Raw genomic sequence first — 11,263 nt, 5'->3', positions numbered from 1 at the left:
AGTAACGCTTGCCGGGCGAACTGGTCGACTCCACTGTCACCGGACTCTGTGAAATTCGGAAGGAATTCTCGATGAACCCGAGCAGTCCCGAGCACCCACCGATCGGTCCGGTCGACGCGACCAAGGTCCCCCGCTACGCCGAGCCCACCACGTTCGCTCGGCTCCCGCGCCTCGACGAGGTGTCCCGCGCCGACGTGACCATCCTCGGCGTCCCGTTCGATTCCGGCGTGAGTTACCGCCCGGGCGCACGTTTCGGTCCCGGGCACATCCGTGCTGCCTCGAAACTGTTGCGGCCCTACAACCCTGCCCTGAAGGTCTCGCCGTTCGCCCGCCAGCAAGTTGCGGACTTCGGCGACATCGGAGTCAATCCGTTCGACATCACCGAGGCGCTCACCACGGTGCACGACGCGGTGACCGACCTGCGCGCCGACGGCTCCTCGGTTCTGACCCTCGGCGGCGATCACACCATCGCACTGCCGATTCTGCGCTCGCTCGCCCGCGACCACGGACCGATTGCAGTGCTGCACTTCGACGCTCACCTCGACACGTGGGACACGTACTTCGGTGCGCCCTACACCCATGGAACCCCGTTTCGACGAGCCAGTGAGGAAGGCCTGATCGACCTCGAACGCTCGCAGCACATCGGCATTCGCGGCCCGCTCTACAGCGAGCAGGACCTCGAGGACGATCGAGTTCTGGGCTTCCAGGTGATTCGTTCCGACGATTACGAGGTCGACGGTGTCGCCAGCATCGTCGAGCGGATGCGCAGACGTCTGGACGGCGGCCCGGTCTACGTCTCGGTCGACATCGACGTTCTCGACCCAGCACATGCGCCCGGCACCGGCACTCCCGAAGCCGGCGGCATGACGTCCCGAGAGTTGCTCAACACTCTGCGCGGACTCGTCGGCCTGAATGTCGTCGGCGCCGACATCGTCGAGGTCGCGCCGGCCTACGACCACGCCGAGATCACCGGAATCGCTGCGGCTCATGTTGCCTACGAGCTGTTGTCGGTTCTCGCCCTCAACCGATAGGACGTCACCGCCGCGGCAGCACCAGGATCGGCACCGGCGAATGACGGATGATCTTCGTTGCCCGGGAACCGAGAAACACCCGAGCGATGGGTCCCAGTGGCCCGGACGATCCGATGGTCAGTACTTCGCCGTCCTGCCAGTGCAGTTCGTCGAGGGCTTCGCGCCAACTGCCGGCCGAGGCCAACTCGGTCGTCACCCGATCGACCGGGAGTCCCACCGCAACCGCGTCGTCCACTGCTGCGGTGAGCGCCTCGCTGAGCCCCCGGGACAGCTCGGCGGCGACGTCGTCCTCGGCTCGTAGCCCGATTTCTGGCGGGTACATCGTCGCACCACGGACCACGAACGACGCCAGACGAAGCGGAACGCCTGCTTCCCTGGCCAGTTCGGCGGTGGGGCCCACCACGCGCGAGGCCTCGCTGTCACCGGAGAACGCGCACGTGATCCGCGTCAGAGTCGTGCGCTCGCGCACGCGATAGCCGCGCGGGGCCAGCGCCACCGTCACCGGCGACGAGTGCAGCAGTTTGTCGGCGGTCGACCCGACGACGACCTGCCCGAGTGCGCCGTCGCCCGAGGAGCCGAGAACCAGAACCGCGGCCCCGAGACTGTCCGCCGCATCGGTCAACGCCGTCGACACCGAGCGGTGCGCGAGGCGGTGGAACGACGCGGCGATATCGGGCGCTTTCTCCTGCAGATAGTGCCGCGCCTTCGCCTCGGATTCGGCTGCCGTTGCCGCCGCCCAATCCGCGAACTCGGCATCGACGCGGGCCATCGACGGCGTCGACCACGGCTTGGGAACCACCGTCGCCACGTCGATGTCGGCACCGGTCGACCGAGCGAGTTGGGCACCGAGATCGAGGGCACCGACGCTGCCCTTCCCCGGTGCGAACGCGATCAGCACGCTCATCGCGCGTCCTGCCCTGCACCACGCAATGCCGAATGGTGCCGACCCCAGAAGTAGTAGAACGCCAACACGACCGCGAGCCAGAGCCCGAACCAGAACCACGTGGTCCAGTGCAGCCCGGACAGGATGTACAGGCACGCGAGGACCGACAGCACCGGAGTCACCGGGTATCCCGGAACCTTGAACGGCCGCTCGAGATCGGGCATCGAGCGGCGCAGCACGATCACTCCGATGGACACGACGATGAATGCGACGAGGGTGCCGATCGACACCAGGTCCGCCAGCTTGTCGAGCGGAATGAACGCGGCGAGGATCGAGATCACGACGGCGACGACGATCGTGTTGTTGACCGGGGTGTGCGTACGAGGACTGACCTTGGCGAAAGCTTTGGGCAGCATGCCGTCTCGGCCCATGGCGAACAGGATGCGAGTCTGCCCGTACATCGTCACCAGGGTCACCGAGAAGATGGAGATCACCGCACCTGCAGCCAGAATCGTTGCCGGCCAGGCTTGCCCGGTCACGTTACGCAGGATCTCCGCCAGCCCGGCTTCCTCCTGGCCGGCGAAGTCGGTCCAGGGCTGAGTGCCAAGGGCGGCCACGGCGACGACGAGATAGAAGACGATGACGACGATCAGCGCCGCAATGATGGCCCGCGGCATGGTCTTCTGCGGATCCTTCACCTCGTCGCCCGCGGTGGACACCGCGTCGAGTCCGATGAACGAGAAGAAGATCGTGCCGGCGGCCGCGGTCACACCTGCTGCGCCCAGGGGCATGAAGTCGGAGAAGTTTCCGGAGTCGAAGGCGGTGAATCCTACGATCGCGAACAGAGCCAGCACGCCGAGTTTGATGACGACCATGACTGCGTTGACGGCCGCCGACTCGCTCGCACCGCGAATGAGCAGAACGGCGCACAGCACGATCAGCACGACCGCAGGCAGATTCATGATGCCGGGATCGGCGTCACCCGGCGCAGCGGACAGCGCGTGCGGGATGGTGAAGCCGAAGAGATTGTTCAACAACTCGTTGAGGTACCCGCTCCACCCGACGGCGACGGCAGCGCTGGACACTCCGTACTCGAGCAACAGGCAGGCGGCGACACCCATCGCGACCACCTCGCCCATCGTCACGTACGCGTAGGAGTAGGTCGAGCCCGAAACCGGTACCGCCGATGCCATTTCGGCGTAACAGATGGCTGCGAGGCCGGCCGCGATACCCGCGGCCAGGAACGAGAGCACCACTGCAGGACCGGCTTCGGGAACCGCGAGCGACAGGACGAAGAAGATGCCGGTACCGATGGTGGCACCGACGCCGAACATCGTCAGCTGAAACGTGCCGATGGTGCGTTCCAACCCGCCACTGCTCTGCTGGTCCGGATCCACGATCGGCTTCTTGCGAAGCAGTTGCGATCGCAGACTCGATGCAGGTCTGTTCGACGAGGTCATGTGGGCGACTCCCAACGTGGAGAGAAACTCTCGAATCAACCGGTTCGGCTGATTCTGCTCCCCGATCGAGTGATTCGCACACCGAACCGGCTCGCTCGTCTCCGCGAGTTCTCGATGTGGTTCTCAGCTCAGACGGTGCACGGAAGAGCACAGAGCGTCCAACAGATCCTCGTCGTGGCTGATCACGAGCACACCGAGTCCGCCGTCGACGGCCTGTCGTTCGACCGATCTGGCGATCGACGCCGTCGTCGCCGCGTCGAGCATCGACGTCACCTCGTCGCAGATCAGATAGCGCGGCCGTTGCGCCAACGCCCGTGCGACACAGGCGCGCTGCAATTGCCCGTCGCTGACCTGGTGTGGGCGACGGGACAGCAGGTCGGCGGTCAGGCCAACCTGCTCTGCCAGATCCGCGACATCGACCGAGCGCCCGGCGATGACCGCTGGTTGCTCGATGATCGAGCGCAGGGTCATCCGTGGATCGGTCGCCTGCCGTGGAGACTGGAACAGCAGCGCGATCTGTGCGCGTGACGTCGCAGGTACCGAATACCCGACGCCACGCACCGTGGTCCCGTCGAGCAGCACCGATCCGGTTCGGGGTTTCTGCAGCAACGCAAGCACTCTCGCGAGGGTTGTCTTTCCGCTACCGGACGGGCCGGTCAGCCCCGTGATCGTTCCCGGTTCGACCGAAACGCTGACCTGTGTCAACACATCGGGGCCACCCGGGTAGCCGGCGCTCACGGCCACCGCGTCCAGGCTCATCGGTGCACTCTCGTTCGGTACGACCGCGCGCCCACCATCACCATTTCCGTGGGTCCACCGGAGTGTGGAGACAGTGGCCGGCGGAGGTGGTAGACGCAATCGTCGGGAAGGTCGGTCAACTCGGGCGGCGATCCCGGGAGCGGAGTCATCCCGCGAGAGGGCAGCGCGTCCAGCAGGTCCCGGGTGTAGTCGTGCAGGGGATTCTCGAGCACCGACGCGGCAGGTCCCGTTTCCATGAGACGCGAGGCGTACATGACGGCGATGCGATCGGCGACCTCCGTCCTGATCAACGACGACAGGTCGTGGGTGATCAGCAGTACCGCTGCGCCGTCGTCCGCGCACGCCCGCAGTAGCCCGAGCACGTGGTCGACGGCCGCGCGATCGAGGTTGGAGGTGGGCTCGTCGGCGACGATCACCGTGGGATCCGCGGCCAGCGCTCCGGCCAGAGCGACCCGCTGAGCCATTCCACCCGAGAGCTGATGTGGATGGAGATCGAGGTGTGCCGGAGCAAGCCCCACCCGCTCGGCGAGCCGATCGGACGTCGACGGACCTCCGTGTGCGGCGATCGTCTCGTCCAGTTGCGATCGGACGGTTCGAGTCGGCGTGAGATGTGTTGCCGCAGACTGCGGAACGAGCGCGACGTCCCTGCCCCGAAACCCTGCCGCACTCGTCACGTCGAATTCCCGTTCCGCGGTGGTGACCAGGACCGATCCGTTCACGGTCGTTCCGACCGGCAACATCGCCATCACCGTCGCCGCGAGAATCGACTTGCCGCAGCCCGACTCGCCGACCAGAGCGGTCACGGTTCCGACCGGAACCTTGAGATCGACATCGGAGGCGGCATGCACCCACCGTCGACCGATCGGAATGCGAACGGTCAGATTTCGAACGGACAGACCCCGGGTCACAGGCGAAGCTCCGACGGACGCGCCGGCGTCACCCGCGTCCGTAGTGCCGAACCCAGTACGGCCACGGACAGCGTGGCGACAAGCAGTATCGCGGCGGGGAACACCAAGGTCCACCAACTCCCCAGCAGCAGAGAACTGCGGGCTTCCTCGAGCAGGGTACCCAGGCTCGGCTCGTGTGGAGGCAGCCCGAACCCCAGGAAGGACAGCGTCGATTCGTGCCACACCGCGTGCGGGAGCAACAGGACGACGGCGATCATGGCCTGGGGTAGAACGGCAGGAACGAAGTGTCGAGTTGCCACGTGAAAACGACTGGCCCCGGCCAGAATTGCCGCGTCGACGAACTCTCGCTCGCGCAACCGAAGGATCTCCGAGCGCACGATGCGAGCCACCTGGGTCCAGTGTGTCAACGCGATCGACGCCACGATGGCGACGACGCTACCGCGAAACATCGCCACGATCACGATGCCGAGCAACAGGTGGGGCAGCGCGTTGACGGCGTCGGTGCTGCGCATGACGATGCGATCGACCCGCCCACCCCAGACCCCCGCGGCCAGGCCGACGACGCAGCCGAGGACCGTCGCCAGTGCCGCGCAGGCCACCGCGATGAGCAACGATGTGCCGATGGCCGATGCGCTGCGCACGAACAGATCTCGGCCGGCCGAGTCGGTGCCGAACGGATGCTGCGCCGAGGGCCCCAGCCTCGCCGACGAGAAGTCGACGACGCGATCGTCCACCCCCGCGAGCATGGGGACCGCTACCGCGTACACGGTCAGAGCGGCGAGGGCCACGCTCGCGATCGCCGTTCGCCTATCCATCCGCACGCACCCTCGGATCGAGTCGCACGACCAGTACGTCGGCGAGCAGAGAGCCGAGCATGACCGCGACAGTGGTTCCGAGAGTCAGCACGGCCAGCAACGGCATGTCGAGATCGCGTGCCGACTGCACGACAGCTCCTGCGACGCCAGGCCACCCGAATATCTCTTCCACCAGTACTGCCCCGACGACCAACTCGGGCAGTCGAACTCCGACGACGTTGACGAAGGGGGCCGATGCGGCGGGCACGATGTGGCGGCGAGTGATCTGGGCGGTGGGAATGCCGCGAGCCACCGCACCTGCCACGAAGTCCTCGCCACGCGCGGACACGATGGACTCGCGAACCGACAACAGCAGCCACGGAACCTGAGACAGAGCCAGAACCGACGCGGGCAGCAGCAGATGGCGGAGTACTCCACCGAGGGTGGGATCGCTGCCGCCGTCGGAGAGTCCGGCCACGGGCAACCATCCAAGACCGAGCGCGAACACCGCAATTGCGGCGAGCGAGAGCACGAACGGCGGCACTCCCTGAACGGTGACGCACGCGGCGGCGACGAAGCGGTCCAACCGGCCGCCGGCACGAATGCCGGAAGCGATGCCGACCGTGAACGCAATCGCAATCGCGGCCGACAGCGCGACTCCCGCCAACAACATCGTCCACGGAATACGCTCGGCCAGAACCTGACTCACCGGCTGTCCGTAGGATCGCGATTGACCCAGATCTCCTGTCACGACGCCCTGCAACCACTGCCAGTAGGCGACGAACCACGGCCGATCGAGGCCGAGGGCAACCGTCATCGACGCCTTGTCCGCCTCCGTCGTCGTCGTGTATCGGTTTCCGAGGTACCCGACGAGCGGGTCGAACGGGGACACCGCTGCGGCGGCGAAGAGACCGAGCGAGACGACACCGCACACCGGAACCAGCAGCATCAGTCGACGGCGCACCATCGCTCCGATGCCGCGCGAAGTCGTGGCGTGCCGTCGATCGACGGTCACGACGCGCGAGTCCACGTCTGCAACGACCACCACGGACCCCACGTGACGCCGTGGGAGTGCGGCTCGAGTACCGGGCCGGACATCGTCCAGTCCGAATCCTTCGATACGTACGTGTGGTCGAGAAAGACCAGGAAGACGTATCCCGGATCGGCCACGTAGGCGCGCTGCATCTCCCGGTACGCCTCCGCGCGTACCGCAGGGTCGAGGCTGCGCCTGCCGGTGTCGAGGGCGGCGTCGACCGTCGGGTTCGAGTAGTCGGCCGCGTTGTCGTAGACACTTCCGACGCCCGGCGCGACGAACGACGAGTCGAGTGTGCGGTATGCCTGCGTATCGGCATCGAACGGCTCTTCTCCGCCACCGAGCATCGTGGAATCCACGCCGATCCTGGGGTCTATCCGGTCCCACGACAGTGCTTCGAGGGTGACCTCGACCCCCACCGCCACCGCGTCGGACGCGAAAGCTTGCGCCAGATCTCGACGCACGGTATCGGTCGAGTTGTACATCACGGTGATCTCTGCGCGCTGTCCGTCACGCGTGCGAATGCCATCGGGACCGGGGATCCAGCCGCCGTCGGACAGGATCTGCCGGGCCGCGGCCGGGTCGTACTCGAACACCGCAGTCGGTTCGTAGGAGTCGCCGAACACCGGCGGAACGGGTGTGGCCGCCGGTCGGCCGTATCCGCCGAGCACCCCGTCCGTCATCGCCTGTCGATTCACGGCGAGATTGAGGGCGAGACGCATGTCCCGGTTTCCGGTGACCGGTGAGTTCGTCGGCAACGACACACCCCGCCAGTCCGCGGAGACATTGGACGACAACGACATTCCCTCGCGTCCGTCCAGGCTCTGCGCGAGAAGCGGCGGTAGGTTCGTCCCGTCGATGTCGCCCGCCGCCATCCGCTGGGCTCTGGTGTTGTCGTCCGGGACGTACAGCAGGGTGAGCTTCTTCACCTCGGGCGCACCGCCCCAGTAGTCGTCGTTGGCCTCGAATTCGGCTCGATCCGGCGACAGATCCACCAGAACGTAGGGGCCGGTTCCCACAGGTGCGCGGTTGAGTGGGGATTCGGCGGCGAGCCCGGGTTCCGCAACGGCTTCCGACGGGACGATTCCGATGAGCAACTTCGTCGGAAACGGCGCGTACGAATAGGCAAGTCGAAATTCGACGGTCGAATCGTCGATCGCGACGACCTCGTCGATCATGTCGAACGACGATCTCGCCTCGGACGCCGATGCCGGATCCAGAATCGCCTCGTAGGTGGCGACGACGTCGGCTGCATCGAACGCGGACCCGTCGGAGAAGACCACTCCCTCGCGAAGTGTCGCCGTCCACACCGTCGCGTCGTCGTTCGCCGTGGGAACCTCGACTGCGAGTGCGGGTTCGAGCGGTGGCAGACCGTCGCCGCCGCCGATGCGCACCAGCCCGTCGTACATCTTCGCCTCGCCCGCGGCACCGTACCCGGCGACCGGGTTGAAACCGCCGAGTTCGTAACCGTCGGCCAACACCAGTGCATCGGCCGATGCCGCTCCCGATTGCGACGGTGCAGAGCACGCGCTGACCGACAGCACGCACACGATCGCGACGACGGTCACCGAGCCGAATCGTGTCATTTACCTACCTTCGTCGAACGCCGAGTCGCGCGCGACGATGCTTCCACACCCGTGTAACCGATCGGTTTCGGCGACTTACGATGATGGGAGTCGACGAGGAGCAAGACACACATGGCCACACAGCGCGACGCGCTACCGCTCGATTCCGTCGCTGCGCAGTCGGCTTCGGACGCCGGCGGACTCGACGTCGCTCTGCTGGGCAGCTTCCTCGAAGTCCTCGCCGACGCCGTCGATGCCGGCGTCCCACTGAGCCGCCCGCAGCTGCACGAGTTCCGAGCGCAGGGTGATGCTGCTGCCCGCGCGGGCGTCGCACTGCGGGCATTGCTGGATCTGTACCTGAGCTCGGCGTGGCGACTGTGGCGCGAACTACCCGCTGTCGTCGCCGCCGCGGAGGACCCGGCCGGGGTCGTCACCGCAGGCGAGGTGATGCTGCGCGCGGTCGACGACGCGGTGGCCGAACTGGCCGAGGGATTCCAGCTCGCCCGGCGCACTCTCGTGCGAGCCGAGGTGCTCGCCCGCCGTGAATTCGTCGACGATCTGCTCTCGGGCACCTCCGATGTCGCCGGGGTGCTCGGGCGGGCGCAAACGTTCGGCCTCGATCTGTCGAGTCCTCATGTGGTGGCAGTGGTGACGTCGACCAAGCCCTTCACCGACGCCAGCTCTGCCATCACCCTCGTCGAACGCAGTGTGCAGGGCAGCAAGGGCGACGCCGAGTTGCTCGTGGCCACCAAGCAGGACAGGTTGATCCTGGTGTTCCCGGCACCCGACCTCGTCGCCGTCGACCACGTCCTCGACCGGGTGGGACGGGCCCTCGGTACGTCCACATCGACCTCGAGCGAATCGGTCGATCTACGTCGTAAGGGGGAATACGGCCGGACGCAGATCGGGGTCGGCCGCCCACGCAGCGGGGCGGTCGGTGTCGCGGCGTCGTACCGGGAAGCCCTCGACGCACTCGATCTCGCAGCCTCGCTCGGATTCGACGCATCGGTGGTCGATGCTCGTGATCTGCTCGTCTACCGCGTCCTGATCAGCGATCGCGCGGCGATCGCCGATCTGGTCGACACGTTGTTGACACCGTTGCTGAGCGCGCGAGGCGGCGCGGGTCCACTGCTGGAGACGTTGCAGGTGTACTTCGACACCGGTGCGAACACTGCATCCACCGCGCGCCGCATGCATCTGTCGGTACGGGCGGTGACCTACAGGTTGTCGCGAATAAAGGATTTGACCGGGCAAAATGTGGGCAACCCCGTCGAGGCATTCGCGCTGCACACGGCGGTGCTCGGAGCGAAGTTGCTCGACTGGCCCGAGGTCGGCTCGTCGTCGTGACTCAGCGGGGCCGCTGAACTTGCCGTAACCCGGCAACGAAATCGGTCGAAACGTGTCCGCAAAACGACCATGCCTGCAGGAAAGCGAACAGTCACACTGGAGTAGTCGCGGAAAGACGCAGTATTTTCCGCCCAGGCCCGAACGTACGGCCGGAAAAACGGCAAGACGAAGACAGACGAGAACGAGAAGGAGTGTGTGAAGATGGCGTCGTTGACACAGAAGTTGACATCGTTCGCTCGCAGCCCACAGGGCAAGAAGATGATCGACCAAGCACGTCGGTACGCAACCAAGCCCGAGAATCAGGCGAAGTTGAAGCAACTCGGCAGCAAATTCACGAATAGAGGTGGCCGTTCATGAACGTCGTCCCCTGGTGGGCATGGGCGGCATTCGGTGCCGTCGTCCTGATCCTGTTGGCCATCGACCTGTTGGCACACCGCGGTGCCCACATCATCGGTTTCAAGGAAGCCGCATGGTGGAGCGCACTGTGGGTCGGCGTGGCCATCATCTTCGGCATCGTGGTGTTCTTCACCTTGGGCACCACGGCCGGCGTCGAATACACGACGGCCTGGTTGTTGGAGAAGAGTCTGTCCGTCGACAATCTCTTCGTCTTCGCGCTGATCTTCGGCTACTTCAAGGTTCCCCGTGAGTACCAGCACCGCGTGCTGTTCTTCGGTGTGATCGGTGCCCTCGTCTTCCGCGCGATCTTCCTGGCCGCCGGTGTGGCCATCGTCAGCAAGTTCGCTGCCGTTCTGTTCGTATTCGCCGCCATCCTGCTCTACAGCGCATACAAGCTGATGAAGGACGAGGACGACTCGTACGACCCGAGCACCTCGATCGCAGTTCGTTTGCTTCGCAAGATCATTCCTGTCCGCGACGAATACGAAGGCACCAAGTTCTTCGTCAAGGAAGCAGGCAAGCGAGTGGCCACGCCGCTTCTCGCCGTCGTGGTGGCCATCGAGGCCGCCGACCTGGTCTTCGCAGTCGACAGTGTTCCGGCAGTTCTTGCGGTGACCGACGACCCCTTCATCGTCTACTCCTCGAACGCGTTCGCCATCCTCGGTCTACGCGCCCTGTACTTCCTGCTCGCAGGGTTGCTCGAGAAGTTCCACTACCTGTCCAAGGGACTGGCGATCATCCTCGCCTTCATCGGCGTCAAGCTGATCTTGCAGGCCGGACACAAGGTGATCAGTACCTCGATCCCCGAGATTCCCTCGCTGGTCAGCCTGGTGGTCATCATCGTGGTCCTGGCAGGCTCGATCATTCTGAGCCTGAAGAATCCCCCGAAGGAGGACGACGCAGACGCCATCGACAAGGTCGCTGCCGACAGCCCGATCGTCGATCCGACGGACGGAACCTCCTCGGCCGGCACCTCGCCGACCGGCACGTCGAGCACGGATTCACCGCGACTCGACAAGCCCTGACCCTTCACCACACATGCCCCGCCGATTCGATTCGGCGGGGCATGTTTGTGTTCCAGGGGGAT

General features: G+C 65.6%; 10 protein-coding genes. 3 read left to right on the top strand and 7 right to left on the bottom strand.

All coding sequences use genetic code 11. From position 1 onward, the window contains the following. The first annotated feature begins 71 nt into the window (after nucleotides 1–71). The gene (speB, locus tag R4P47_RS02220; RefSeq protein ID WP_149405281.1) at nucleotides 72–1,031 is read left to right on the top strand and encodes an agmatinase; all 960 of its coding nucleotides are present in this window, start codon (nucleotides 72–74) and stop codon (nucleotides 1,029–1,031) included. A 4-nt stretch (nucleotides 1,032–1,035) separates the two neighbouring features. On the opposite strand, the gene R4P47_RS02215 is transcribed toward speB, so the two are convergent. From R4P47_RS02215 to R4P47_RS02185, 7 genes are all read right to left on the bottom strand, one after another. Beyond that, on the bottom strand, nucleotides 1,036–1,935 hold the full coding sequence (locus R4P47_RS02215) for a universal stress protein (protein WP_149405280.1): 900 nt from the start codon (nucleotides 1,933–1,935) through the stop codon (nucleotides 1,036–1,038). Then, nucleotides 1,932–3,374, bottom strand: a complete 1,443-nt coding sequence (locus R4P47_RS02210) for an amino acid permease (protein WP_068050370.1) — start codon at nucleotides 3,372–3,374, stop codon at nucleotides 1,932–1,934. Before R4P47_RS02210 ends, R4P47_RS02215 begins: the two co-directional genes overlap by 4 nt. Before the next feature lie 123 nt (nucleotides 3,375–3,497). Then, nucleotides 3,498–4,133 carry an ABC transporter ATP-binding protein gene (locus R4P47_RS02205; RefSeq protein WP_317547485.1) on the bottom strand — a complete coding sequence of 212 codons (636 nt, stop codon included), beginning with the start codon at nucleotides 4,131–4,133 and terminating at the stop codon, nucleotides 3,498–3,500. Continuing rightward, nucleotides 4,130–5,041 carry an ABC transporter ATP-binding protein gene (locus R4P47_RS02200; RefSeq protein WP_317547486.1) on the bottom strand — a complete coding sequence of 304 codons (912 nt, stop codon included), beginning with the start codon at nucleotides 5,039–5,041 and terminating at the stop codon, nucleotides 4,130–4,132. Before R4P47_RS02200 ends, R4P47_RS02205 begins: the two co-directional genes overlap by 4 nt. Further along, nucleotides 5,038–5,856 (bottom strand): ABC transporter permease, encoded by an 819-nt coding sequence (locus R4P47_RS02195; RefSeq protein ID WP_149405276.1) that lies wholly within the window; start codon nucleotides 5,854–5,856, stop codon nucleotides 5,038–5,040. Before R4P47_RS02195 ends, R4P47_RS02200 begins: the two co-directional genes overlap by 4 nt. Further along, the gene (locus R4P47_RS02190; protein ID WP_317784070.1) at nucleotides 5,849–6,802 is read right to left on the bottom strand and encodes an ABC transporter permease; all 954 of its coding nucleotides are present in this window, start codon (nucleotides 6,800–6,802) and stop codon (nucleotides 5,849–5,851) included. Before R4P47_RS02190 ends, R4P47_RS02195 begins: the two co-directional genes overlap by 8 nt. A gap of 44 nt (nucleotides 6,803–6,846) precedes the next feature. Then, a complete protein-coding gene (locus tag R4P47_RS02185; protein WP_317547488.1) occupies nucleotides 6,847–8,454 on the bottom strand; it encodes an ABC transporter substrate-binding protein in 1,608 nt (535 codons plus the stop codon). A 111-nt stretch (nucleotides 8,455–8,565) separates the two neighbouring features. Here R4P47_RS02185 and R4P47_RS02180 point away from each other — a divergent pair, with 111 nt between their 5' ends. After that, complete coding sequence (locus R4P47_RS02180; protein ID WP_094686563.1) at nucleotides 8,566–9,780, top strand: PucR family transcriptional regulator; 1,215 nt, start codon at nucleotides 8,566–8,568, stop codon at nucleotides 9,778–9,780. A 353-nt stretch (nucleotides 9,781–10,133) separates the two neighbouring features. Further along, nucleotides 10,134–11,201: a TerC family protein gene (locus R4P47_RS02175; protein ID WP_269594305.1), complete on the top strand. Its 1,068-nt coding sequence runs from the start codon at nucleotides 10,134–10,136 to the stop codon at nucleotides 11,199–11,201. Nucleotides 11,202–11,263 lie beyond the last annotated feature (62 nt).

It is taken from the genome of Rhodococcus sp. IEGM 1370 (assembly GCF_033142325.1).
Lineage (GTDB): Bacteria > Actinomycetota > Actinomycetes > Mycobacteriales > Mycobacteriaceae > Rhodococcoides.
Note: the sequence above shows the minus strand (reverse complement) of the source record. Positions and strands in the feature narration are given on the sequence as shown.